A 24,637-nucleotide genomic window follows, 5' to 3' on the forward strand; every position below is an offset into this window, starting at 1 on the left:
GAAGGACCCTCTTTACATGGCGAATGATTTCGACCTGTACGACACGGATACGCCGCCACCGGCTACACCCGCCCAAGGGGCGGAGAAAGCACCGGAACTCGTCTATGGATCCGCCGAAGAATTTCTCCATGAGCAGCTGCTGCCCACCTATGTCCGAAGCGTCACGGGAAAATCGGCCAAGTGGTGCATCGAGTGGTATTTCCACCCCGAGGCCGTCTCCCGTGTGGCAGCGCTGTGGCGGGCCTGGGAGCACTTGCGGTTGGATCCTGCGACCGGGATGAGCGTCTGGTGGAAAGACCACGCAGACCACCACATGCGGGTGCTTCTGGATCCGCAAGGGCCGTTCTACAACTGCGACATGAAAGAACACCGGGAACCCGAACTCCTGGAGCCCAAGAAAGCCCCAGAAGGGTGGTTCCCTGACGTCCGTTCCCAACAGGATTAGAAGCCAATGGCGTCCTCTCGTAGACTTTCGCCTGCTCCCGGCGGGTCTAAGTTGGGCGGCCCAGCCTATTGGGGCTTGTTACGGGGCTCCGGGATGATGAGGACGGGCCGCCGCTGGCGATGGACGAGGGCCGCTGACACAGACCCTTCGAGGGCGCGGTCCAGCCTCGCCAGGGAACCTGGCCTACCAGCCCCGACGATGAGCAGGGCTGCGCTTGTGTTCTCGGCGAGGCGGCTGAGGGCTTTGGGGACAGCGCCGTGGAGCACGCGGAAGGACCAGGACTGTCCGGGCTTGCCGAGGATGGTTTCCAGTTTGTGTTGTAGGTACTGCGACGGGAATTGGGCTTCTTCGTTGATGCTGGGGTCCAGCGATAAGGCCGTGAGGTGGTTCGGTGGTTCCCATTCAGTGAGGTAGCTGGCCGGGTCGACGAATGCGCAGATGAGATGTTCTTCCATGGAAGCTGCCAGGGCGGCTGCTGTCCGGATCAGATGCTCTGAGAAGCACCATCCCACGCCGAGGATAATGGGGCCTTCCAGCCGTTCCTCATCGGACATGGCGGCCTCGCACGGTGTGTGCGACGGAGATGAGCAGGGCGGTTCCGGTGGCGGCTGCCAGGGTGTAGGTCATGCCCGTGAAGGAGCCGCACCAGGTGGCTAGTGCCGGGCCAAGGGCCGGGGCGAGTGCTGTGACGATGGTGAGGGGCGCGGCGAAGAGGCCCTGAAGGGTGCCAAGACCGGTGGCGCCCCAGTTGGTGGCGACGATCGTGGCTTGCAGCAGTGTTTGGCAGCCCCGGACGGCGCCGGCGATCATTCCGGCGCCGATCAGCAGCGGCACGGGTCCTGGCGGGAGTGCCAGCAGCAGGAGCGCGAGGGTGGCTGTGCCGGTGACGGCGGGGATGCGTGCTTTGGTGGGCAGGGCTGCGAAGAGCAGCCTGCCGGCGACTTGTCCTGCTCCTACGAGTCCGAGGCCGAGTGCGGCCAGGGTGTAGTCGGCTCCTTTTTCCATGAGCAGGGGGATGATGTTCAGCGTCACGGTATAGAGTCCGAGGCACAGCAGGACCATGAGGACTTGCAGGGCCAGGAATTCGCGGCTGCGCCGGATGCGGCGTATCTGGGCGGCGTCTTCGAGGATCTGGGCCGCGGACGGTTTTTGCGGCCAGGTCTGGTTGAGGTATCGGGTGTGCAGTGGCACGGTCACGGCGCCGAGCAGGCCGGCGAGAACGAGGAAGGCTCCACGCCATCCGATGCCGGTGCAGAGGGCTGCGGTGAGCGGGGCGAAGATCGTGGACGCGAATCCTGCCACGAGGGTCAGGATGGTCAGCGGCCGGATGCGGGCCGGGCCGTACCAGCGGCTGATCACGGTGAAGGCCGGCTGGTAGAGCACCGCTGCCTGCGCGGTTCCGGCCAGCAGCCAGGCGGCCGCGAACCAGATCAGGTTTGGTGACAGGCCGGCCAGGGCCACGGCGAGCACGCCGATCAGCGAGCCGGCCGCCATGAGGTTGCGCGGGCCGGTTCGGTCCAGGATCCTTCCGACGGCGATCCCGGCGGCTGCTGAGACGACCAGTCCGGCGGAGAAGGCTCCGGTCACGAGCGCCTGGTCCCAGCCGGTGTCTTCGCTGATGGGCCCGGCCGCGGTCAGCAGCGCGTAGTAGAGCACGCCCCACGCGGTGGTCTGGGTGATGCACAGCGCGGCGAGCCCGCCGCGTGGTGCACCTTCGGTGACCAGTGTTCGGGATACCGCAGGGGCGGGCATGGCTAGTTCCCGGTGAGCTCCGTGTAGAGGGCCTGCACCCGGGTCTTGATGTCGTCCCGGACCAGTCGCATCCGCTCCATGCCTTCGATGCCCCGTTCGGAGGGTTCGTCAGTTTCCCAGATCTCGAAGCGGGTGCCTTCCCGCGGTTCAAGTTTGGCCTCGGTGCCCAGGACGATGATGGCGTCCACAGTGTCCAGGACGTCGTCGGTGACGGGCTTGGGGTGTTCGCCGGTGACGCCGATGCCGAGCTCGGCCAGGGAGTCCACGGCTTGCAGGTTCAGGGATTTGCCTGGTTTGGTGCCGGCGGAATAGACGGTGACGGTATCGCCTGCGAGGTCCCGCATGAGGCCGGCTGCGAGCTGGGATTTGCCGCCGTTCTTGCTGCAGACGAACAGTACGGCCGGTTTCGTGGGTGTGGTTTCTTCAGTCATGAGTGGGTTGTTTCCTTGGTGAGTGAGTCGACGAGGGTTTTGACGCGGTCGTGGATCTGGTCGCGGATTTCCCGCACCTTCTCGAGGGGCTGGCCTGCCGGGTCGGTCAGGTCCCAGTCCTCGTAGCGTTTGCCCGGGTAGATCGGGCAGGAGTCCCCGCAGCCCATGGTGATGACCGCGTCGGAGGCGCGCACGACGTCATCGGTGAGGGGCTTGGGGTAGTTCCGGGACACGTCCAGGCCCATCTCGGACATGACGGTCACGACGGCGGGGTCCAGCTCGTGGGCCGGCAGGGATCCTGCGGAGCGGACGTGGATCCGGCCTTTGGCTTCGACGGTGAGCAGTGCGGCGGCCATCTGGGACCGGCCGGCGTTCTGAACGCAGACGAACAGAACCTCGGGGACCTCGGAGGCGATGGCCCCCTTGGACTTGGCCAGGGCGTTCAGTCTGTCGTCGGCGAAGTGTTCGGTCGTGGCGGGCAGGTAGCTGCTGATTTTTGCCGTCCGGGCCAACGCGGCGTATGACTCGAAGACGTACCGCTCCACGGTTTCGGGTGCGAAGATCCCGTGGAACTTCTCGCCGAGGCGGGCGCTGATGCGGTGCAGGATTTCGGTGTTGTCCTGCAGCCCGAGGCTGGTCTCACGGTTCTCAGTCATGACAGCACTCCAAGTGTTTTTTGTTGCGGGTCAGTTGATTCCGGAGCGGCCGTGGGCGAGCCCGGTGGGGAATCCGACGAGGACCGGTTCGGGTGCGGCGCAGCACCCGCTCTCCTCCGCTGCCGCTGCGGTTGCCTTGCCGGCGGTCGTGGGGACATCGCAGCTGGTCCCGGCGTCGGTGGAGCAGACCCCGGTCTCGGGCAGCTCGAGGTGGACGGTGTCCGCTGCTTCGTGGTCCCCGGCGAGGGCGGCGACGACAGAGCGGACCTGTTCGTAGCCGGTAGCCAGCAGGAACGTTGGGGCCCGGCCGTAGGACTTCATCCCGACAATGTAGAAGTCCTTGTCCGGGTGGGCCAGCAGCTTCGCCCCGTGAGGCGGGACGGTCCCGCAGGAGTGGAATTCGGGGTCGATCAGGGGGCCGAGCTCCACCGGCGCTTCGACGGCGGGGTCGAGGTTGAGCCGGAGTTCGCGCAGGATGTCCAGGTCCGGTCGGAACCCGGTGCAGGGGACGATGACGTCAGCTTCGATTGTGCGGCCGTCAACGGCCTCGATGATGACGCCGGAGTCGAGGGTTTTGAGGGAGGCGATACCGAAGGTGGTGTGGAGTTCGATTTTGCCTGCTTCGACGAGGCGGCGGACGCGTCCGCCGAGCTGGCCGCGGGCAGGGAGCCCGTCCGCGTCGCCGCCGCCGTAGACCTTCTCGGCTGTAGCCCCCCGGACTGCCCAGAGGATGCGGGTGTCCGGTTCGTCTTTGGCCAGGTCGGCGATGCTGATGAGGGTGTTCGCGGCGGAGTGGCCTGCGCCGACGACCAGGACGCGGCGGCCGGCGAACGCTGCCCGGTCCCGGCCGGTGACGTCAGGCAACGGGGCGGAGATCCGGCCCGCGGCGGTGTCTTCGCCGATGGCGGGCAGGCCGGAGGTGCCCAGCGGGTTGCGGCGGGACCAGGTGCCGGACGCGTCGATGACGGCGGCGACGGTGTGGTCGCGGGTTTCGCCGTCGGCGTGCTCTACGCGGACGGTGAAGGGTGTGGTGTCCCGGTTCCGGACGTGGGTTTTGTCCAGGCCCTGACGGGTGACGGCGATAACGCGGGCACCTGTCTGTAACCGGGATTCGATTTGGGGCAGCGCGGCCAGCGGCGCGAGGTAGTTGTCGATAAGTTCACCGCCGTAGGGCAGGGCGGTGGGGCGCTGTGATTCCCAGCCGGTGGCTTCGAGCATCCGGGCGGCGGCGGCGTCGATGTTGAACCGCCAGGGTGAGAACAGCCGGATGTGGCGCCATTGCTCGATGGCGGCGCCCGCCGTGGGTCCTGCTTCGAAGACCAGCGGCTCCAGGCCGCGTTCGAGCAGGTGGGCCGCGGCCGCCAGGCCAACGGGTCCGGCGCCGATCACGGCAACGGGAAGGCTGTTCGCTGAATCCATGCTGTCCTCATTTCCATGTTTCCTGATGGTGGTTGGTGCCTGCCGGGCCCTTGGGGTGCCCGGCAGGCGGCGGGGGTTAGCAGCAGTCCTGATCGTCGCAGCAGCCGGAGTCGCCGCAGCATCCTGTCCTCATTCAGCTCACCTCCCTCCCCGCGCGGGTCTATGCGTGAATGGGTTCCTCGACCAGGGCAGTCGCGATGCTGTCGGCATCGGCCAGCGCGGCCAGGTACCGTTCGGCGTCCAGGGCCGCGGCGCAGCCGGTGCCGGCGGCGGTGATGGCCTGCCGGTAACGGTGGTCCACGGCGTCGCCGCAGGCAAAGACGCCGGCTAGGTTGGTGACCGTGGTGGGCGCATCGACCTTGATGTAGCCTTCGTCGTCCAGGTCCACCTGGCCGGCCACGAGTTCGGTGCGCGGCAGGTGCCCGATGGCCACGAAGATCCCGGTGGCATCCTGGTGCCGGGTCTCACCGGTGATGGTGTCCGTGAGGGTGACGCCGGTGACCTTGGACTCGCCGTGGATGGCGGTGACGGCGGAGTTCCAGGCGAAGCGGATCTTCGGGTTGTCCTTGGCCCGCTGGGCCATGATGCGGGAAGCGCGCAGTTCGTCCTTGCGGACGACGATGGTGACGGTCTTTCCGAACCGGGTCAGGAAGGTTGCCTCCTCCATGGCGGAGTCGCCGCCGCCGACCACGATGATGTCCTGGTCGCGGAAGAAGAACCCGTCGCAGGTGGCGCACCAGGACACGCCGTGGCCGCTGAACTTCTTCTCCTCCGGCAGACCGAGCTCCTTGTACGCGGACCCGGTGGCAAGGATGACCGCAGGCGCCTCATAGGTTTCCCCGCCGCCGGTGACCACGTGCTTGAGGTGGCCCTGCAGCTGGACTTCGATGACGTCGTCGAAGACGACCTTGGCGCCGAACTTTTCCGCCTGCTGCTGCAGTCCGTCCATCAGCTCCGGGCCCTGGACGCCGCCGGGGAACCCGGGAAAGTTTTCCACCTCGGTGGTGTTCATCAGCGCGCCTCCGGCGGTGACGGAGCCGGCCAGGACCAGCGGTTCCAGGCCGGCGCGGGCGGCGTAGATGGCTGCGGTGTAGCCGGCGGGGCCGGAGCCGATGATGATCAGCTGTTCGGCCGTGGCGGCCGCGGGCGTTTCGTTGGTGCTCACGTGCGTCTCCTGGTGTCCTTGGCCGGTTACTTGGCCGCGGGGATGAGGGATTCGATCAGGTCTTCGATGCGGGTCTTGATCTGGTCCCGGATCGGGCGGACGGACTCGACGCCCTTCCCTGCCGGGTCTTCCAGGACCCAGTCCTCGTAGCGCTTGCCGGGGAAGTACGGGCATTCATCGCCGCAGCCCATGGTGATCACCACGTCGGACTCCTTCACGGCCTCGGTGGTCAGGACCTTGGGCACCTCGGCGGACATGTCGATGCCCAGCTCGGCCATGGCCTCCACTGCGGCGGGGTTGATCTTGTCGGCGGGCTGGGACCCGGCGGAGCGGACCTCGATCCGGCCCTGGCCGAGCGTGGTCAGGAACGCGGCGGCCATCTGGGAGCGGCCGGCATTGTGGACGCAGACGAACAGGACGGAGGGCTTCTTGGCGGTTTCAGTGCTCACTGGTTTTCTCCTGGAATCAGTTGGTGGATCGGTGTGAAAGAAGTCGCCACGACCACACATCCCACATCTACATATCGATGTTTATCAATGTATGGAGTATCGAACGCTTTATTGATGATTGTCAATATTGGGCTTGGGGCGGACCTGGCGCCATGGGGTGACGCGTGGCAGGCCCTGGGGAACGTGCCGCGTGTCAGGCGGCGCGCAGCCTGGGGGCGAGGTCGTGGATGCGGCCGGACAGGTCCTTGAAGGCGGACTCGAAGGCTTCCTCGGTGTTGATCCGCAGTGGATCGGGCACCGACCAGTGGACGCCGTCGAGGCTGGTGAGTTCCTCGTGGGCGTTGTCGCAGACGGTGATGACGAAATCGCCGGCGCTGACTTCCTCGAGCTTCCGCGGGGGAACTTCGGGCAGATCCACGCCGTGCCGGCGGGCCGCCTCGAGGGCGCCGGGCGCGATCCGGTCCGCCGGGTGCGTTCCGGCGGAGGTCGAGGGTATCTCACTGACCTGGCGCCAGAGCGCGGCGGCCATCTGGGAGCGGGCACTGTTGCGCGTGCAGACAAACAGGACCCGGGCGGCGCCGCGCTCGGCACCTGGCGCCAGTCCGTTCAGGGCACCGGCTGCCAGGCGGATGTAGCTGCGCCGCTTGTCGGCCTCGGACCGGCGGCGGACGGTCAGGCCCGCATCTTCCAGCACCCGGAGGTGGTGGGCCATCAGGTTCGACGGCATGGCCAATTCGGCCTGGAGTTCCGTGGGTGAAAAGTCGCCAACGGTCAGCAGATCGACCATGCGCAGGCGCGCCGGATCGGCGAGAGCCGCATGCCGGGCCACCCGCAACTGGAACGCATCAGCTGGATCAGTTTTCATTGACTCAATTTTGACTGAGATATATTTCTTAGTCAACCCGATTGTTCTCTGTGCCGGCTAGGCGTTCGTGAGGATGTCGTCAGCAAAGAACCGCTTCTGGGCCCAGAGGGCGGCGTAAACCAGCGCGACAAGGACGGGGATCTCAATGAGTGGGCCCACGACGCCGGCGAGGGCCTGTCCGGAAGTGACTCCGAAGGTGCCGATTGCAACAGCGATGGCGAGCTCGAAGTTGTTGCCGGCCGCGGTAAACGCCAGGGTGGTGGTCTTGGCATAGCCAAGGTTGAGTAGCTTCCCAAGAACCATGCCTGCGCCGAAGACCAGGAGGAAGTAGACCAGCAGTGGCACCGCAATGCGGACCACGTCCAGCGGCCGGGACGTGATGGTCCCGCCCTGCAGGGCAAAAAGGAGTGTGATGGTGAACAGCAGTCCATAGAGAGCCCAAGGCCCCAGTTTCGGTAGCAGCTTGCTCTCGTACCAGTCCCGGCCCTTGGCCTTCTCGCCTACGGTGCGAGTCAGGAAGCCGGCCAGCAACGGGATGCCCAGGAAGATCAGGACAGAGAGCGTGATGGCCCAGAAGGAGAAGTCGGCACTGGTGGTAGGCAGGCCCAAGAAGGATGGCAGCCACTGAAGGTAAAACCATCCCAGTGCACTGGAGGCGATCACCTGGAAAAGGGAATTGAGAAACACGAGCACGGCAGCGGATTCGCGGTCCCCGCAGGCCAGATCGTTCCAGATCATCACCATTGCGATGCAGCGCGCCAGACCCACGAGGATCAAGCCGGTGCGGTACTCGGGCAGGTCCGGGATAAAGATCCACGCCAGTGCGAACATGAAAGCAGGGGCCAGAATCCAGTTGATCACCAGTGAGGTGATCATCAGCTTCCGGTCAGCCAAGACCCGATGCGCCTGGTCGTATCGGACTTTCGCCAAGACCGGATACATCATCACCAGCAACCCGATGGCGATTGGCAGTGACACGTCACCGACTTTTACCGCCTCCAATGCGGTATTCAGTCCGGGGATGAGGCTGCCCAGAAGCAGGCCCAAGGCCATGGCGGCGATAATCCACACCGGCAGAAAGCGGTCAACGGTGGACAACTTACCCACGACGGCGGCATTGTCCTGACGGGGCAGCACTGTATCTTTCCGGGTACTCACGGGTCTCCTCTGAATCTCGGCGCTTAAATTGATGAAGATCAATGTACGAAGTAAACCCAGCTATATCGATGGTTGTCAATTTGTGTGCATAATGGGGAGCATGAACTCTCTGCCAACTCTTGAGCCTGTGGTCGATGTTTCCTGCTGTGTGCCGGCAGAGAGGCCGGCCTTGAGTGTTGAGGAAGCACAGCAGAAAGTCATCGTTTTCAAGGCTTTGGCTGACCCGAACCGGCTCCGTCTGCTGTCTATCATCAAGGCCTCATCGTCCGGGTCGACCTGCGTCTGCGACCTCACCGAGCCCCTGGACCTGAGCCAGCCCACGGTGTCCCATCACCTGAAAATCCTGGTCGAAGCGGGACTGCTGCTGCGTGAAAAGCGTGCCACCTGGGCGTACTTCTCGCTTGCCCCCGGCGCATTGGAGGACGTCGCAGATCTCCTGGCCAACCTGTGAGCGCGACCCTGAGGATCCGGGCCATGGAACCGGCGGACTGGGATCAGGTCCGGACCATTTATCAGCTAGGCATCGACACCGGGCATGCGACCTTTGAATCCTCCGCCCCCGCATGGGAGTCCTTTGACCAGTCCAGGCTGCCCGGCCACCGTCACGTCGCCGCCTCGGCCGACGGCGCGGTCCTGGGCTGGGCTGCCGTCTCACCCGCCTCGGCCCGGTCCGTCTACGCAGGGGTCGTGGAACACTCCGTGTACGTGGACCCGGCCGCACGCGGGCAGGGCATCGGCACAGCCCTCCTCCAAGAACTCATAAACTCCACCGCGAACGCCGGGATCTGGACCATCCAAGCCAGCGTCTTCCCCGAAAACGACGCCAGCCTCCGACTTCACCTCGCCCACGGCTTCACCACTGTGGGACGCCGCCAGCGGATCGCCCGGATGACCCACGGCCCGATGGCCGGGCAGTGGCGCGACACGCTCCTGATCGAACGCCGCTCCGACAACATCTAGACAGCCGACCGGCACCGTGGAGGACAAGGTGGAACCGACACAGGAAGAGATCCTGGCCGGCTACCGCCGGGCCCGGACCGACCTTGATGCTTGGCTGGCGGACGCCACCCTGGCGGATCTTCGCCGCAAAAGCAGCGGCACCAAGTGGACCAACGAAGAGCTGCTCTTCCACATGGTCTTCGGCTACATGGTCGTCCGCGCGCTGCTGCCGCTGGTTCACCTCATCAGCCGGCTCCCCGCCCCCGTCGGCAGGGGCTTCGCCGCACTCCTGAACGCGGGCACGCGCCCCTTCGACGCCATCAACTACTGGGGCTCCCGCAGCGCAGCCCTCTACTTCAATAAGCGCCGGATGTCCCGGAAACTGGAAACCACCATCAACGCCATCACCCGAAGGCTGGAACGCGAAAACAACAGTTCATTGGGGAGGTTGATGCCCTTCCCGGACCACTGGGATCCTTTCTTCGCTCCCACCATGACCATCAACGACGTTTACGCGTACCCGACCAAACACTTCGACTTCCACTCCAGGCAACTCAGCCTGAGGCCTCCACAGCAATAGTCGGCCCGCTGCCGTATCCTGCCCCCGCTGCCTGCAGCAGCACGGCCGCTGGGCTGCCTGCCATGATGGGTGTTGTGACTCTTGCCAAGACCATCCTTCTGTTCATGTTGGCCGCCGCCGCTGAGATTGGCGGTGCCTGGCTGATCTGGCAGTCCGTGAGGGAAGGCAAGGAATGGTGGTGGGCCGGACTGGGCGTCATCGCCCTGGGTATCTACGGGTTCGCAGCGACGCTGCAGCCTGATGCGCATTTTGGCCGGATACTCGCCGCCTACGGCGGTGTTTTCGTCGCCGGATCGCTCCTGTGGGGCATCGCCTTTGACGGCTTCCGACCCGACCGCTGGGACGTTGCAGGGTCAGCAATCTGCCTGCTCGGAGTGGCCGTTATCATGTTCCCACCCCGCAATGCAGGCTGAGACAGTTAGGCAGCGGAGTACGAACTGAGAGTCTTCCCCGGGTGCCCCAACACCCGCGCTTGAAACTGTCCCCTCGTGGTCGCACCTACGACTCGAGGGCAAGTTGCCGGTCGGGGGAACACAGTGGGGGCATGGCTTTGATTTTCGTTAGAGGTAGCTGCAGATGCGTTCGGGGTCGCAGGCTGCGGGGTCCCCTGCGGCCGCCGCGTCATGGAATTCGGCGACGGTTGCCCGGAGCGCTGTGAGTTCGGCGATTTGCGCATCGAGGTCGCGGAGCTGGCTGGCCAACAGATCCGTGACGTGTACGCAGGGGGCCTTCCCGTGGTCGCGGACGGAGAGGATGTCGCTGATCTGGGCCAGGGTCAGTCCGGCGGTGCGGCCGCGGCGGATGAATTCCAGTCGGCTGACCGTTTCCTCGGAGTAGTCGCGGTATCCGTTCGGGGCCCTGTCGGCGGCCGGCAGCAGGCCCCGGTCCTCGTAGAACCGCAGTGTCTTGGCGGTCAAGCCGGCCGCTGCGGCGGTTTCGCCAATGCGCATCATGCACCTCTTCGTCCCGGGGAATTTCCCTCTTGACCTTCCAGTTTACTGGAAGGTCAAAGATGGGCATAGGAACAGGTGCGGGCCGCCCCGGACCGAGGGGAACTCATCTTTTTCGGCGGCATGAAGCCGGGATGGGGCTCCGCGCATGTATGCCGGCGATAAGTCCACCTCTTGACCTTCCCCTGTGGTGGAAGGTGCAGACTGGGGTCGGACCCTTTCACGAGGCGCTGTTGTGGGTATTGCTGGACGGCGCTGCTGTACGACTTTGGAGGATTTGATGTCTGAACCGACACCTGATTTTGATCTGGCCGTCATCGGCTCCGGCGGAGGGGCGTTCGCGGCTGCGATCCGGGCGACCAACCTGGGCAAGCGCGTGCTGATGATCGAGCGGTCCACCGTGGGCGGGACGTGTGTGAACACCGGCTGTGTTCCCTCCAAGGCGTTGTTGGCGGCGGCCGAGGCAAGGCACGTTGCCCTGGATGCGTCCGGACGGTTCCCGGGCATCAGCACCTCCGCCGGGGAAGTGGACATGGCCGGGCTGATCGGCGGGAAGCGTTCCCTGGTGGAGACGATGCGGTCGGATAAATATGTGGACCTGATCGCGGACTACGGCTGGGAGCTGCGCCAGGGCAATGCCGTATTCGCCGGCAGCCAGGACGATCCGGTCCTCGAAATCACCGGGCAGGACGGTGCCCGGGAATCGGTCCGGGCGGCGCACTATCTGGTGGCCACCGGGTCGACCCCGTGGGCGCCGCCCATCGACGGGTTGGCGGACACGGGCTATTTGACCTCCACGACTGCGATGGAACTGGACGAGGTACCCGAGTCCCTGCTGGTTCTCGGTGGCGGGTACGTGGCGCTGGAACAGGCCCAACTCTTCGCCCGACTCGGGTCCAAAGTCACCATGCTGGTCCGCTCCCGCCTGGCCTCGGCCGAGGAACCCGAGGCCTCCCGGGCCCTGATGAGTGTCTTCGCCGACGAAGGAATCCGGGTAGTCCGCCGTGCGGCCGTGTCCTCCGTACGGACGGACCCCGCCACCGGCGGGATCATTGCGACCGCGGCCGTTTCCGGCGGACAGGAGGAATTCCGGGGCGCCCGGCTGCTCGTCGCAACCGGCCGCCGACCGGTCACGGACGGACTGAATCTGGCCGCAGTCGGCGTCAAGACCGGGGACGGCGGCGAGATCCTGGTCAACAGCCAGCTGGCCAGCTCCAACGCACGGGTCTGGGCTGCCGGGGACGTGACCGGACACCGCGAATTCGTCTACGTCGCAGCCGCCCACGGCTCCCTGGCCGTCGACAACGCCTTCAACAACACCGGCCGCGAGGTCGACTACCGGCACCTGCCCCGCGTCACCTTCACCAGCCCCGCCCTGGCCGCGGTCGGCATGACCGATAAGGAAGCCAACGCGGCGGGCATCCGGTGCGAGTGCCGGGTCCTGCCCCTGGAATACGTGCCCCGCGCCCTGGTGAACAGGGACACCCGCGGCTTCATCAAGATCGTCGCCGACGCCTCCACCGGACGGATCGTGGGAATCACCGCCGTGGGCAAGGAAGCAGGAGACCTCGCCGCCGCCGGGGTCTACATCCTCGAAGCAGGCATGACCGTGGACCAAGTGGCGAACCTCTGGTCCCCGTACCTGACCATGGCCGAAGGGATCAAGATCGCCGCACAGTCCTTCACCACCGACATCTCCAAACTCTCTTGCTGCGCCTCCTGACCCCTACCCTCAGCCTCACACCCAATCCCCAACAGAAGGGAAAAACGATGACAAACAACATCAACCAGGTCACCGACCGCCTCGCCTCCTCCGAAACCAGCATGCAGCCCTGGCTGTGGCTGCCCCTACTGAAACTCCTCGCCCAGGGCGACCCGGTCGACGTCAATGACCTCACCGCTGCCACCGGCCGAACCACCGAGGAAATCCGCGCCTCACTGGAGACCATGGCCGACACCGAGTACGACGGGTCCGGGCGGATCATCGGGCAGGGTCTGACTCAGCGCCCCACCCAGCACCGCTTCGAAGTCGACGGCGAACAGCTCTACACCTGGTGCGCACTGGACACACTCATCTTCCCGACCCTCCTGGGTGGTTCCGCGCGGATCGAATCCGCCTACAAATCAACCGGAGCTCCCGTACGGGTGCGGGTCGACAAGGCCGGTGTGACAAGTGTTGAGCCGGCCACCGCCGTGGTCTCACTGGTCAATCCGGAGGACATGAGTTCTGTCCGCTCATCCTTTTGCAACCAGGTGCACTTCTTCGCCTCACCCGAAGAAGCGGAACCCTGGCTCATTAACCACCCCGACGGCACCGTCATCCCCGTCGACGAGGCATACCGCCTGGCCTCCGCCATGGCCGAACAAATGCTCGCCGGCATCACCCCGCAGAACAGGACGAAACCGGACAACGGAGCACAAAGCTGCAGCTGCTAACACCCACCGCCCCGACGCCCTCCCCTATCCCGGACCCGCCGAAAGGCCACCCCTCACGCATGAAACAGCGTTGGATGACCCTGCCCGCCGCCGCCCTGTCAGCGCTGGCTCTGGCCGGGTGTTCCGGTGCCCCGACGTCTTCGGCACCGGGGACAACCCCGGCCCCGACCGCTTCGGCCACTCCTACGGGACCGTCCGTACCCACATGGGGCCTGGATCCGGCCAGCGCTGCCGGGCGGATCCAGGCCGCAGGGCTGCCTGTCCTGACGGCCGAGGGGACGGCGGAGCATTTTCATGCCCATCTTGACGTGGTCGTGCACGGGAAACCCGTGACGGTTCCGGAGGGCATCGGGATTACTCTCGGCCCGGACGGTAAACCCAATGGAATATCCTCCCTGCACACCCATGACACCTCCGGGATAATCCACATCGAGGCGCCCACGGTAGGCCAGCGCTATACCCTGGGCCAGGTTCTCCAAGAATGGGGAATGCTCGGCGGCACCGGATGTATCGGCCCCGAATGCAGTTCAGAAGCGGGCAAGTGGACGGTGTACGTCAACGGAAAGGCCAAGACATGGGGTCTGACGGAAGTTGTCCTGGCTGCCCATGACGAGATCGCGCTGGTATACGGGAACGAAGTGGCCATGATCCAGCCGAAATACGCGTTCCCGCCCGGCCTCTGAACGACAAGTGCCTCCAGCAACCACCGCCCGCAACCTTTCCGCACCGGCATGAGACCGGGGAGAAGACCCTACACAGCGGCTAACATCCTCCGCGGGAACCGGGCCCTTGCGGGACGCTCGACCAGAACCTGAACGGCCAATGACGATTGAAGGGACAAACGATGAGCGAACATTTCGATGTGGCAGTGCTGGGGATGGGACCTGGCGGGGAAGTCGCCGCGGGCCGTCTGCTGAAGGCCGGGAAGAAGGTCGTTGTTATCGAGCGCGAGCTCATCGGCGGGGAATGCGCGTACTGGGCCTGCGTGCCGTCCAAGACCGTGCTCAGGCCACCCGAGGTCCGCACGGAAGCGCACCGGGCGGCCGGGGTGTCGGGGGCGGAGCTGGACTGGCCCGAAACCAGCGACTACCGCGATTACATGATCAGGCATCTTGATGACAAGGCCCAGATCGAGGGGTACGCCCGCCACGGTGCGGTGGTCATCAAAGAGGAAGCCCGGATTACCGGCCCGGAACGGATCCGGGCCGGCGACCGGGAACTGAGCGCGGAACACATCATCATCGCGACTGGCTCCGACCCGGTCATCCCGGCTCTGGAGGGCCTGGATCAGATCACGGCCTGGACAAACCGGGAAACCTATACGGCCACGACCCTCCCGCAGCGCGCTGTCATCGTCGGCGGCAGCGCCGTCGGAATTGAGACGGCCACGTTCCTGGCCAGCTTCGGAGTCAAGGTCACCCTGATCCACCGCGGGGACCGGCTCCTGGAACGCGAAGAACCCCGCGCGGGTGAACTGGCTCGCAAATACCTGCCCGAAGCCGGGATCGACATCCGCCTCGGAGTCAACGCCCGCCGCGGCCGTCGTGCAGGCGGGCAGAGCGTCCTTGACCTCGACGACGGCACCGAGGTGGCGGCCGACGTCTTCATCTTCGCCACCGGCCGCACCCCGCGCACCCAGGACCTGGGCTTCGAACAGGCGGGAGTGGTCCTGGGCGACCGCGGGCAGGTACAGGTCGATGAACACTGCCGGGCCGGCGAGAACGTGTGGGCGATCGGGGACGTCACCGGCATCATGCCCTTCACCCACGTCGCGAAATACCAGGGCCGTATCGCGGCCGACGCCATTCTCGGCAAACCCCGGAAGGCCTTCTACGAGGGCATTCCCCGGGTAGTGTTCGCCGACCCGGAAATCGCCGCAGCCGGCCTCACCCAAGCCCGGGCAGACCAGCAGGGACTGAACACCACAGCGACGGAAATCGACCTCGCCGCAGCCATCACCCGGCCCTGGACCTACGAACGGGATCCCCGCGGACACCTCGGGCTTTTGGCCGACACCGACCGCAAGGTCCTGATCGGCGCCTGGGCAGTGGCCCCGATGGCCGGGGAATGGATACACCAGGCCTCCCTGGCCATCCGCGCCCGGATCCCCATCGACACCCTGCGGGACCAGGTCGCCCAGTACCCGACCTACAACGAGGCCTACCAGGCCGCCCTGGACACACTCGACATCTAGCCACCGCACACACCCCAAAGGTTGTTGCCTGCCTCCGGGGAATCCGGGATTACACGATTGCCACCAAGGGAGAAGGCCATCATGAAAGCCACTGAAGCATTCGAAGACCTGGTCACCGCCTGGGTCGCCGGCTACGTCGGGACCAAGGCCATGGAACCGGTGAGCATGAAACTCTACGAACTGGAATCCGCACAGGACCGGGCCCGGGAAGACGCCGCCCGGCCGGGTCCGCCGTATGAGCTGGCAGCGAAGAAAATCTTCGGTGCCGCCGGGATACGGCTGGAAGGAAAAGCGCTGGAGCGCGCTTCGTTGTTCATGCATTACGGTCTCGCGCTGAGCTGGTCGCCCCTGTATGTGCTGCTGCGCCGCAGCACAGGCATGGGAGTGGTCGCCGCCGGCCTCGCCACGGGCACGGCGATGTCGTTGATCGCCGATGAAGTGCTGACACCCTTGGCCGGGTTCAGCGCCCCGAATCGCGCCTACCCGCTGGTCACGCATCTGCGCGGCTTTGCCGCCCACCAGGTGTTCGGGCTCGCCGTAGCCGCAACCTGCGAGACGCTCTGGGCACTGCGGGGCCGCCGACCGTGATCTTCCCCGACGGTCTCGAACCCAAGCTCAGCTGACTGCCGGCCGGGGGCTCGACGGCGCCGGGGTCCAGGTGTGTTCATCAAACCGCTTTGCCCCGGCGCCTCCGTGTTCCGCCGTCAGGCTGGCGGGACGTCATGTGATGCAGGGGTCGTGCGGTTCAGGTCCGCGGCGGAGTGGTTGGCGGCATTTACATGCGGTTCGGCTGCGGGTGCGCAGCAGTCCTCTTGAGGTTCCTTCGGCGCCTGCCCGTCGGTGCGCCTGCGTGTCCCGAGGGCCGCGAGCAGCACGGCCGCGGCGAGGGAGAGGGCGAGAACCGCGATGATGGCGGTATTGGCCCCGATGAACCCGGTCACTGCCGAAGATACGACGTTCATCCCTCCGGCGATGCCCTGATTGGGGCGGCCTGTAGCCAGCGCGGGCGCCCAGTAAGCGACAAGGTAGGCGCCGGAAAGTACGAGTACGGCTCCGGCGACCCGGGGCAGGTAGCGTGAGGCCCGGTGCAGTCCTTTGGCCAAGGCTCCGCTGGCCAGTGCCGAGGAGAGCGCCAGCAGGATCAGGACCATGCTCGCCCCTCCGGCGTAGGCCACGAAGACCGAAACCAGGGCTGTGATGCTGTTCGCTGCCAGGGCCTGGGCGATGACTGCCAGCAGCACCGCCAGGGTGCAGGAGAGCGAGGCGACGGCGTAGGCGGCTCCGAAGGCGATCATCGAGCCCGGACCGCGACCAGGCCGGTTGATCCGGTTCGAGTTCAGGGCCAGCCCCACGCGCCGGCCGGCGAGCATCGCGATGCCGACTCCGGCGAGCAGGACCCCGATCAGGACGGCCACCCATGGGACGGCGCCGATGATGCTGCGCAGCCCGAAAGCAACGAGCAGTCCGGTAATGGTGAAGATCCCGGCGAATCCGAGGCTGACCAGGGCCCCTGCGCCGAGGCCGCTGAGGGCTCGGCGGAGCAGTCCCGGACCTGCGGAGCCGGTGGCGGTGTCGTCCCGGCCGATGTAGTAGGCCAAGAAAGCCGGAAGCATGGCGAATCCGCAGGGGTTCACGGTCGAAAGCATGCCGGCGCCGAATGCGAAGGCGAGTGTTCCAGTCATTTGGCGTTGCCTCCTACGAGCCGGCGGCCGCGAGGGCCTTGGCAGTTTCGTCGGCGGAGGGATCGACGCCGCGGAAGATTTCCTTACCTGACGAGTTCAGGACGACCGTCGTCCCGAGGGAATCGACGTTGAAGTGTTTCAACAGGGTCCCGTCGTCCCGCACCATCGTGACCGGCGGGTTGCCGAGAGAGGCGATGAACTGGTTCAGGACCTCGGTCGGCTCGCTGGGATCAAGATCGACGGTCACGGCCTGCGCGCCTGGGGCGGCCTTGGCCAGGGCAGAGGCAGCATTCTTCACCCCGGTGGCGCATGGGCCGCAGGAGGCGGTAAAGAAATAGATGACAGTCGGTTTACCCGTCGGAAGCGTCAGCGGCGAGCCGTTAAGGGTCTTCACCGAGACAGACGCAACCGCGGACCCCGAACCGGTGCCGGCGCTTGAGGAAGCCGCTGCACTCGGCGGTGCGCCTGCGCCGGTAGTCGAGCCGCAGCCGGCGAGCAGTATTGCGGTCAGCAGCGCGCCCATCAGTGCACCTGCGCGTGCTGCGGGCCGCTGGCGCGGGTGTTGCCGTGTCGGACGGGTTGCTGACGGTGATGTGGAAGTGGTCATGGGCGGCTGTTCCTTCCGTTCGTGGATGAAGTGTCCCGGCTTTCCGGTTTCTGCGCGGAAGCGTTGGCCCCGGTCTTCCGGGGGTCACAGCAGTCAGCCATCTTCGGGGCACGAGCCTCAGCAGCGGATGACCCGCCCTCGGATTGCCCGCCCGGTACTTCATTTGCCCGCGCACGGGCGCGGCGGCGGCTCACAGTAAACGCGACGGCTCCCGCAACAACGAGCGCACCGATTGCGAGGACGGCAGGATTTCCAATCACCCCGCCCGCCAAGGCGAGACCACCCCCTGCGATCAGAACCGGGCCGGCACAACAGATAACGGCCAGGGTAACGGCCCCGACGGCGAACAAAATGCCCCGGATTCCCCCCGAAGGGGCGGACGGACGATTAGACATACGATTACTCCTCAAGAATGAAAACAATCTCCTGAAACCAGTGTCGACCTTCCACCAGAGGGGAAGGTCAAGCCTCCCCATGGAGCAGTCAGCGATCCGGGTAAGTTTGTGGCCCTGACAGGTGGCTCTCATCCGTCCTTGGTCTCTGCACACTTGCAGTCGTGCCACCGCGGGGACGGCTAGTGCAGACGACTTCGGATATTAAGTGCAGACGACTTCTGAAAATGACAGCTGAACTGGTCGGAACACCGGCGTGTCTTGTCTGATGACCCGTGTCCGTTATCTATGTATCGGAAGCAGCGTTTGCGTTACATTCGGGCCTGGCTTTGCTCGAATGATGACTAGCAGCGCTAGCGGCCTAGTCCGTTCTTGCTTCGCTCAGCCCCTCTTGATGCCCCGTATGGGGCCTTTCGTGCTTTAGCTGCCTTTTTGCCTGTGGTGAGGCCTGCGCGGGGGTGCGTGGCCTCGCTGCGTTCCGCTGCTACTCGGCCGCGTACCTGTGACTCGTTGGCGCCGGTGGTGGCAAGTGATGCGGCGAAAGCGTTTTGACGTTCGGCCGAGCCGTAGTCGGCGGCCGAGGTCGTCTCGGCTTTCAGTCCTTGGTCTTCAAGGCGGCCGCTGTTCTTGCCGGTGACGCGTTTCTCAATCTCGTGTCCGACGCCTTCCATGCGGGCAAAAAGTTCCTTCTCAGCTCGCTCGTACCGCTGCTCCTGGGTCGACCATTTGTCGCCCGTGAATCCGCCCTCGGCCAGGAGTTTGGCCTCGTGGAGATTCTTGGCGGCGTCTACGAAGGCAGGGTCTTTGAAGTGTTCTTCTCCTGCCCCGTTTACGTTCGCGGTGGTTTCCTGCCTGAGGTGGTCGATGTCGGGTCCGTTGATGCCGTCCTTGCTGATGAGGAACATGCGTTCCCTAATAGCTCCGTCCGCGGCTTCCATCGCTTTGGGAGTCCTTGCGTTGTGTGCCCGCTGGAGCGCTTGGGCCAGTTCGGGGTTGGCCAGGTATTCCACTGGCACATGGTGGCGTTCCATTTCGGGTGCGAGTTTTGCAGCCTGGGCACGGAGTTCTTCGGCACGGGCGGCCGCCAGTAGCTGCATGGCTTTTTCGTGTTCGGCGGCAGCTTTGCGGGTCTGTTCCTGGCTGCGGTCGAGGGCTTCCTGCCGTGCCTTTTCGGCGGCGATGGTGTGGATACCTGATTCAAGGTACACCGCGTCCGTACCGACGTCGCGGGTGTCGATGCCGTACCGTGTCAGGACTTCCTGACGGATCTTCTCCGATGCCGAAAGAGCCGTCGGGTCGTGGTCCTTCCACGATTCAGCGACGGTGTACGCCGTAGCGATATCGGAGGGCTGGGCTTTGTCCCACCACTGGTCCTTTTCCACCGGGACGAGCGCCGCGTGGGCGGCGCTGCGTTCCGCCGCGAGGCGTGCCTGCGCGTCGTGTACAGCCTGGGCGTCGTGGTGTTCCTGTTGGCGTCGTGCTTCCTGCCTGTGGCGGGCCAGCGTTTCGGCAATCCGGGATGCGATCATCAGCGATTGCCGCAATCCGCCGTCCAGCAGGTCGTCCATTCCGTCCGATTCACTCATGGTGTTCCCCTCGCACTAGTGGTGTTTTTATCGGTCAAGTACAGGCCCGGCATCCCGTCCCGTCCGGGTGGGTGTCTTCGCGGGTATGGCCGTGGCGGGAACGGCGGAGCCGGGACGGATCGGAGCCATCCCGCGCAGGCCAAGCTCCACGGCGTTTCGTTCCTGGCCGCGTTCCGGTGCCGGGGCCGGCCCGCCCACGGTAGCCGGTGGCGGCATGGTGGTCGCAAAGGGCTTCAGTTGCGTCGCGACAACGGCGCGGATCCTTTCGGCTTCCCGTGTTCGGCCGGATTGCTTATGCATCTCGTAGATGGCATGGGCCATGTTCGCCAGTTGCACCATGAGTGCTGCTTGCGCCGCTGTCTTGTTCTTGCTCGATGCCGCCAGGAACAGCATGGCCGTGCCGGCAATGGACGGCAAAGCCACAGGCCGTCCGTGCTCCCGGGGTGCGCGCAGCTGGGCTGTGCGCGACAGTTCAGCCGCGGTGGCCGCCAGTGGTCCGGGCGTGGGCTCGAGACGGTGGGACCATGCAGCGAACGCTCCGGAAGCGTCCCGTGCTACTTTCGACCAGGTCGCGTGATCGTCCAGTGGGATGGACCGCAATTGCTCTGCCAAAGCGGTCGCGTTGCGGGTGTATTCAACCCACAGCTGGGGCGACGGTGTTGCCCGTTCAGGTCCGGTCCTGGAGACGGTGCGCTTGTTGCGTGCCGCTGCGTTCCACTCGGCTGCTGCCTCGGTCGCCGCGTGCGGTGAGTCCATCCATCCTTGACGGAGCGCACCCAAAGTCAGGTCGGATGCGAGGGTACCGCCACCGAACCAGACAGGCTTCTCCCCGGGCTTGGGCCGTTCGGCCACGGAGTACCCGGTGATGACGTCGGTGGTGTTCTTCGCATAGCGCGGACGGATCAGGATGCCCGTGTTACGGGCGCGGCGGACGAACTCCCCTTCAGTCGCTGAGGCGCCGGCGCTGGCACGGACCTTCCGTGCCAGTGAAGCCCTGTGCATCTCGCGCTCGTCCCGTACGGCGGTCGCCTTCTCCGCCCGGTCGTAACCACGGGTGGCGTACACACTGGAAAGTTGCTCCAAGCCGTACTTGGCTTCCAGCTCACGGCAAGTCTTTTGTGCGCGTTTATAGTCCCCATGGGTCGATGCCTTGGTACCGTCTTCCCGGACCAGGGAGACGGCAATGTGGATGTGGTGGTTGCCGTTCTCGCTCGTGCCGTGGTTGATCGCCGCCCACCGGCACTGCGCTTTTCCGCTGGCCGCAGTGAAACCCATAGCGTCCACGAAATCGTTCGCGATGTCGCCCCACTGCTGGTCCGTCAGCGCACCTTCTTCGGCGCGCAAACTCAGCGAGCAATGCCACACGCTCGCGTCCTTGTAGCCGACGTGGACGCGCTGCTTCTTGGTCGCATCCCAAGCGAAATCCTTGATCTGAACGGAGACGCCGAACAGCTTCCGTGGCTGATCCAGGTGCTTGGCGATGGCAAGGGCATCCGCGTTGTCCAGGACGCCGTCGTCGTACCAACTCATCACGGCAGCATCGCCGGCAACCAGGTGCGGGTCGGTGTGCGCGTTCTTCGTCTTGTCCGAGTCTGTGGAGGCCAGATAAACCATCAGGCCGGCCATCCGGGAACCGCGGGTGATGTTCGGGATCACCGGCTACATCAGCCCTTCAATAGCTCTGTCAATGCGCATAGCAACCGAGCGGATATGCTTCAAGGCTTCACGAGCCTCAATGGGAAACTCACCCGTGGCATTGGCGTGACGTGCCAGCTGGTTAATGTTGTTCGAGGAACGAGCCAACAGATTGTGCAGCTGCATCAGCTCAGCGCCGATAGCTCGACGCTCCGTGGGCGAGTCCGTGCGCTCGGCCAACGCCGCCGAAACCAACAGGTTCGGAACGGTCACCTTCTCCCGCTCGGCCCTCGCAACGAGCGCTGCCTCCTCTTCCACCGTGACCCACACGTCACGGCGCTTCTTCGTCCCGGCCGGAGTGTTCGCACGACGACGGCGGGACAGATTGGGACGATGAGCGTTCTCCTCATCGGACATTCCAATCCCCCCTTCCAAAGGCCCAGCGCAGCGACCCCAAACGGGGACCCACAAGCCAGTGTGCCAAACAGCGACGCAGGAGCAGTGCAGGACACGCCCATTTACACCCGTGTAAATGTATAGCTTGCTCCGCACGGTTTCGTTAGGCTGTTTTGGCACCAATTGTGCAACTCACCCGAAAACCTCGCCTCTGGTGCCGAACTCAACTACTAGGCTGACGGCATGGATATCGACAACATTGCCGCAAAGGCGGCCGCGAAAATTGACGCCGTCAGGGACGCAAGAGTCAACGCAGTGAAGACCGCTGCTGCCAGCAGCGTCGAACTGCAAGAAGCCGTGCAGTTGCTCGCAGCTGCAGAGCAGAAGTATGCAAAGGACTACCAGGCAGCCCTCAGGGCCGACTGGACCGAATCTGACCTGCGGGGCTTCGGGCTGGACGCACCGGCCAGGAAGGCCGGCGGGCGTCCCAAAGGCGCTAGGACGACGCGCCAGTCAAAGCCAGCTAATGATGCCGCACGTGAGAAGGAACTGATCGGGACAACTAGCGAAAACTGGTAGCGTCACCCCTCGCCCACATGTGCACGGCGCAAGCTATTTCCTCCGGGCTTGCCCCGCACACATGTGGACGACAGGACCCACCGAACCGGCTGCACACAACCACCACGTAACCAACCGTCCACACCTTGCCCTGGGCGAGCGGTGGCCGTGCACAGCCTCCGTCCATCGGGGCAGGAAAAACCGGAACAGTTTCCCATGGTCCAAGCCTGAGCGTTGCCGTCTCCCCTACCGTCTCGGTCGGGTTCTTTTCAGCCGGGACGAAACATATCTACTGCGCGGGGCCGGCATGGGCGGGCACAGGAACCGGGGCCGTATGGCCGGCTTCTAAGGCACAGGGGGGCTCCCAGCGAGCTACTGGCGGGGATCACCACAACCAGGAACAGCGCAGGGTCCACTTTCTTGAAAGACGGGCTTAAACACGAAGGGCCGGCTTGTTAGCCGGCCCTTCGTGTCCTTCGGCAAAAAAGGAAATCTATGGCCCCAGCTTAGCTGAAGCCGTGCACATGACTACAACTGAACAAGCTGTTGGACTGTCGTGAAGTCGCGGCACCTACTTTCATGAACGGTGGGCGCGTTTATGGCGGTCCGCCGCTGGTGAGCGGCAACCTGGTTCGCCCTGGGCGGCGGACCGCCCGACCTGCGGGAGGTTCCTGGCCCTGCCCGTGGTGAGTGGCCGGGTCCTTGCCGGGCGGTGGGGGTTCCGCCCGGCAAGGGCTTCTTATGCCGCTTCGGTTTCTTCGGCTGGCTTGCCGCTGTCGATGATCATTTGCTCGGTCTCACTTGCGGTGTATCCCCAGACGACCAACTGGTTCAGGTAGTCCCGGTGGGTCTGAGATGGGGACCGCCATGAGTCCTTGGCAATGGTCTTCTCATACCCTGCGCAAACCAGTGCGATCAAAGAGAACTCAGGCCGGGCCGTGGACGCAGCCACGTGATCCCGCAGCGGGTTCCATCCCCACCGATCGGACTCGTCGGACTTCGCTCCCACCATCTCAGCGGCCACCTTTCCGTCGTAGCCGCTGACCGTTTCAGGGTGGTGCGTGAGCGCGTACGCGGTGAAGTGCTGCCAGCCCTTCGGCGCCTGCTTCTTCGCCAACAGGTTCCGGACAAACTCCCGCCTTACGATGGTGGCAGACTCGGCCGCTTTGTTATTGGCGATCAGGGTTTTCCGTTCGGCCTTCTGTTCCTCGGTCATCGGGCCTTTCTGGACGTTGCTGCCGCCGTCGTAGCGTTCGTACTTCGGGACGAAGTCCGTGTCCTTCCAGCCAGCGATAACTGAGTGGGTCCGGTGCTGGCCACGGTAATCCGTGGTGATCAGGACGGCGTTCGCGTCCTCCTCGGTGGCCGGTTCCCCGTCTTCCCTTTTGGCGGCTGTGACGTAGAGGTTCTCGTCGTCGGAGTGGTGTCCGGCCTCCTCCACGATCGTCTTACCCTGGGCTTCGAGTTCGGCGATCAGCGCAGCGAAGGCTGCGGCGCTTTCGCGCTGATCCCGCAACCGCTGGGCGACGTGGAGCAGCTGGTCGGGGTCGTCCATGAGAACTGATTCAAGCTCGGCCGTCGCGGCTTCGTCCTGTTCAAACTCGGCCATGATAAGGGCCGTCTCGATGCTCCACCCCCGGTCCAGGGCGGCGGTCCCGGCCTCGGATGCCTTGGCCTTCAACGCACCCTCGACGGCGGCCTTTTTCCGTCCGGTCCTCTTCGCGATCGATGCCGCCGAAACACCAATCAGGGACAGCTGGTGGTAGGCGTCTGCCTCGTCCGCTTCGGTCAGTTCCGCGCGCTGGATGTTCTCCACGACCTGCGTAACGATCCGTTGGGCCTCTTCCGGGGACCCGATGATCATCACCGGGATTTCAGGGCGCTGGGCTTCGACTGCGGCGCGGGTGCGGCGCTGTCCCATCAGCACATGCACCGTGCCGTCGTCCTTGCGGTGCGCGATCACGGGTTCCATCACGCCGTGTTCCTTGATGCTGGCAATAAAGTCAGCGGTCAGGGCGGCGTCTTTGCGGACGTTCAGATCAACGCTCAAGGTTGCCGGGTCGAGCATTTCCAGTGTGGGTGCTGCGTTCATGTGGTGGTGCTCCATTCTTTGCCGAAATGGTGGGTGAGTCGGGCGGCCTGGGTGACCGGCCAGCTCCCCTCTCCCCCAGTTGCTTTTTTGTTGCTGGCACGTAGTGCTCTACGGGGCCGACAGAGGCGTCTCCTCCCGCCAGGGCAAGGTGCTGGAAATCTTCGAAAGGAAATAAGCGACGCAGACATCTCACGTGTTTAGGAAGTCAAGCAGCGAGCTCTGCGGGTGGGGTGAAGGCTGTGGTTTCGTC

27 protein-coding genes are annotated in these 24,637 nt (G+C 64.9%); 11 read left to right on the top strand and 16 right to left on the bottom strand.

Annotation, left to right across the window (positions count from 1 at the left end; translation table 11 throughout):
• The first annotated feature begins 16 nt into the window (after positions 1-16).
• Positions 17-445 (top strand): DUF4913 domain-containing protein, encoded by a 429-nt coding sequence (locus FDP28_RS19790; RefSeq protein ID WP_144663316.1) that lies wholly within the window; start codon positions 17-19, stop codon positions 443-445.
• 65 nt (positions 446-510) lie between these two features.
• On the opposite strand, the gene FDP28_RS19795 is transcribed toward FDP28_RS19790, so the two are convergent.
• From FDP28_RS19795 to arsB, 9 genes are all read right to left on the bottom strand, one after another.
• A complete protein-coding gene (locus tag FDP28_RS19795; protein WP_144663317.1) occupies positions 511-999 on the bottom strand; it encodes a universal stress protein in 489 nt (162 codons plus the stop codon).
• Positions 989-2,197 (bottom strand): MFS transporter, encoded by a 1,209-nt coding sequence (locus FDP28_RS19800; RefSeq protein WP_144663318.1) that lies wholly within the window; start codon positions 2,195-2,197, stop codon positions 989-991. The genes FDP28_RS19795 and FDP28_RS19800 overlap by 11 nt, the downstream gene beginning before the upstream one ends.
• 2 nt (positions 2,198-2,199) lie before the next feature.
• The gene (locus FDP28_RS19805) at positions 2,200-2,628 is read right to left on the bottom strand and encodes an arsenate-mycothiol transferase ArsC (RefSeq protein WP_144663319.1); all 429 of its coding nucleotides are present in this window, start codon (positions 2,626-2,628) and stop codon (positions 2,200-2,202) included.
• The gene (locus tag FDP28_RS19810) at positions 2,625-3,284 is read right to left on the bottom strand and encodes an arsenate reductase ArsC (RefSeq protein WP_144663320.1); all 660 of its coding nucleotides are present in this window, start codon (positions 3,282-3,284) and stop codon (positions 2,625-2,627) included. The genes FDP28_RS19805 and FDP28_RS19810 overlap by 4 nt, the downstream gene beginning before the upstream one ends.
• Positions 3,285-3,314: 30 nt before the next feature.
• Positions 3,315-4,703, bottom strand: a complete 1,389-nt coding sequence (locus FDP28_RS19815; protein ID WP_144663321.1) for an FAD-dependent oxidoreductase — start codon at positions 4,701-4,703, stop codon at positions 3,315-3,317.
• A gap of 160 nt (positions 4,704-4,863) precedes the next feature.
• The gene (gene trxB, locus FDP28_RS19820) at positions 4,864-5,868 is read right to left on the bottom strand and encodes a thioredoxin-disulfide reductase (protein WP_144663322.1); all 1,005 of its coding nucleotides are present in this window, start codon (positions 5,866-5,868) and stop codon (positions 4,864-4,866) included.
• Between the two features lie 26 nt (positions 5,869-5,894).
• The gene (locus FDP28_RS19825) at positions 5,895-6,317 is read right to left on the bottom strand and encodes an arsenate reductase ArsC (protein ID WP_144663323.1); all 423 of its coding nucleotides are present in this window, start codon (positions 6,315-6,317) and stop codon (positions 5,895-5,897) included.
• Between the two features lie 193 nt (positions 6,318-6,510).
• Positions 6,511-7,182: an arsenate reductase/protein-tyrosine-phosphatase family protein gene (locus FDP28_RS19830; RefSeq protein ID WP_144663324.1), complete on the bottom strand. Its 672-nt coding sequence runs from the start codon at positions 7,180-7,182 to the stop codon at positions 6,511-6,513.
• Between the two features lie 57 nt (positions 7,183-7,239).
• A complete protein-coding gene (gene arsB / locus FDP28_RS19835; RefSeq protein WP_397321073.1) occupies positions 7,240-8,319 on the bottom strand; it encodes an ACR3 family arsenite efflux transporter in 1,080 nt (359 codons plus the stop codon).
• 121 nt (positions 8,320-8,440) lie between these two features.
• Here arsB and FDP28_RS19840 point away from each other — a divergent pair, with 121 nt between their 5' ends.
• The 4 genes from FDP28_RS19840 (at position 8,441) to FDP28_RS19855 (ending at position 10,272) form a co-directional block, all read left to right on the top strand.
• Entirely contained in the window at positions 8,441-8,791 is a 351-nt protein-coding gene (locus FDP28_RS19840; protein WP_144663325.1) for an ArsR/SmtB family transcription factor, read from the top strand.
• Positions 8,788-9,300 carry a GNAT family N-acetyltransferase gene (locus tag FDP28_RS19845; RefSeq protein ID WP_397321072.1) on the top strand — a complete coding sequence of 171 codons (513 nt, stop codon included), beginning with the start codon at positions 8,788-8,790 and terminating at the stop codon, positions 9,298-9,300. Before FDP28_RS19840 ends, FDP28_RS19845 begins: the two co-directional genes overlap by 4 nt.
• 28 nt (positions 9,301-9,328) lie before the next feature.
• Positions 9,329-9,859 carry a DinB family protein gene (locus FDP28_RS19850; protein ID WP_144663326.1) on the top strand — a complete coding sequence of 177 codons (531 nt, stop codon included), beginning with the start codon at positions 9,329-9,331 and terminating at the stop codon, positions 9,857-9,859.
• A gap of 74 nt (positions 9,860-9,933) precedes the next feature.
• Complete coding sequence (locus FDP28_RS19855; protein ID WP_260842549.1) at positions 9,934-10,272, top strand: YnfA family protein; 339 nt, start codon at positions 9,934-9,936, stop codon at positions 10,270-10,272.
• Positions 10,273-10,419: 147 nt separating this feature from the next.
• On the opposite strand, the gene FDP28_RS19860 is transcribed toward FDP28_RS19855, so the two are convergent.
• The gene (locus FDP28_RS19860) at positions 10,420-10,809 is read right to left on the bottom strand and encodes a heavy metal-responsive transcriptional regulator (RefSeq protein ID WP_144663342.1); all 390 of its coding nucleotides are present in this window, start codon (positions 10,807-10,809) and stop codon (positions 10,420-10,422) included.
• Between the two features lie 280 nt (positions 10,810-11,089).
• On the opposite strand from FDP28_RS19860, the gene merA reads away from it, so the two are divergent.
• From merA to FDP28_RS19885, 5 genes are all read left to right on the top strand, one after another.
• Entirely contained in the window at positions 11,090-12,532 is a 1,443-nt protein-coding gene (merA, locus tag FDP28_RS19865) for a mercury(II) reductase (RefSeq protein ID WP_144663327.1), read from the top strand.
• Between the two features lie 47 nt (positions 12,533-12,579).
• Positions 12,580-13,245 carry an organomercurial lyase MerB gene (gene merB, locus FDP28_RS19870; RefSeq protein ID WP_144663328.1) on the top strand — a complete coding sequence of 222 codons (666 nt, stop codon included), beginning with the start codon at positions 12,580-12,582 and terminating at the stop codon, positions 13,243-13,245.
• 74 nt (positions 13,246-13,319) lie between these two features.
• Positions 13,320-13,928, top strand: coding sequence for a hypothetical protein (locus FDP28_RS19875; RefSeq protein ID WP_260842550.1), 609 nt, complete (start codon positions 13,320-13,322; stop codon positions 13,926-13,928).
• 161 nt (positions 13,929-14,089) lie between these two features.
• A complete protein-coding gene (locus FDP28_RS19880) occupies positions 14,090-15,439 on the top strand; it encodes a dihydrolipoyl dehydrogenase family protein (protein WP_144663330.1) in 1,350 nt (449 codons plus the stop codon).
• A gap of 81 nt (positions 15,440-15,520) precedes the next feature.
• On the top strand, positions 15,521-16,027 hold the full coding sequence (locus FDP28_RS19885) for a DUF1440 domain-containing protein (RefSeq protein ID WP_144663331.1): 507 nt from the start codon (positions 15,521-15,523) through the stop codon (positions 16,025-16,027).
• Positions 16,028-16,143: 116 nt separating this feature from the next.
• Here the strand turns inward: FDP28_RS19885 and FDP28_RS19890 are convergent, their stop codons facing one another.
• The 5 genes from FDP28_RS19890 to mobC all read right to left on the bottom strand — a co-directional run bounded on the left by FDP28_RS19890 (position 16,144) and on the right by mobC (position 21,758).
• Positions 16,144-17,121: a cytochrome c biogenesis CcdA family protein gene (locus FDP28_RS19890; RefSeq protein ID WP_144663332.1), complete on the bottom strand. Its 978-nt coding sequence runs from the start codon at positions 17,119-17,121 to the stop codon at positions 16,144-16,146.
• 13 nt (positions 17,122-17,134) lie between these two features.
• Positions 17,135-17,728, bottom strand: a complete 594-nt coding sequence (locus FDP28_RS19895; protein ID WP_144663333.1) for a TlpA family protein disulfide reductase — start codon at positions 17,726-17,728, stop codon at positions 17,135-17,137.
• Positions 17,729-18,473: 745 nt separating this feature from the next.
• Positions 18,474-19,706: a hypothetical protein gene (locus tag FDP28_RS19900; protein ID WP_144663334.1), complete on the bottom strand. Its 1,233-nt coding sequence runs from the start codon at positions 19,704-19,706 to the stop codon at positions 18,474-18,476.
• A 27-nt stretch (positions 19,707-19,733) separates the two neighbouring features.
• On the bottom strand, positions 19,734-21,362 hold the full coding sequence (locus FDP28_RS19905; protein WP_144663335.1) for a relaxase/mobilization nuclease domain-containing protein: 1,629 nt from the start codon (positions 21,360-21,362) through the stop codon (positions 19,734-19,736).
• A 3-nt stretch (positions 21,363-21,365) separates the two neighbouring features.
• A complete protein-coding gene (mobC, locus tag FDP28_RS19910) occupies positions 21,366-21,758 on the bottom strand; it encodes a plasmid mobilization relaxosome protein MobC (protein WP_186313729.1) in 393 nt (130 codons plus the stop codon).
• Positions 21,759-21,980: 222 nt separating this feature from the next.
• Between mobC and FDP28_RS19915 the strand changes: the two genes are divergently transcribed.
• The gene (locus FDP28_RS19915) at positions 21,981-22,316 is read left to right on the top strand and encodes a hypothetical protein (RefSeq protein ID WP_144663336.1); all 336 of its coding nucleotides are present in this window, start codon (positions 21,981-21,983) and stop codon (positions 22,314-22,316) included.
• Between the two features lie 718 nt (positions 22,317-23,034).
• Here the strand turns inward: FDP28_RS19915 and FDP28_RS19920 are convergent.
• Positions 23,035-24,387, bottom strand: coding sequence for a ParB/RepB/Spo0J family partition protein (locus FDP28_RS19920; protein WP_144663337.1), 1,353 nt, complete (start codon positions 24,385-24,387; stop codon positions 23,035-23,037).
• Between the last annotated feature and the right edge of the window lie 250 nt (positions 24,388-24,637).

The sequence above is a fragment of the Paenarthrobacter nicotinovorans genome (genome assembly GCF_007670255.1).
In the GTDB taxonomy this organism is placed as follows: Bacteria; Actinomycetota; Actinomycetes; order Actinomycetales; family Micrococcaceae; genus Arthrobacter; species Arthrobacter nicotinovorans_B.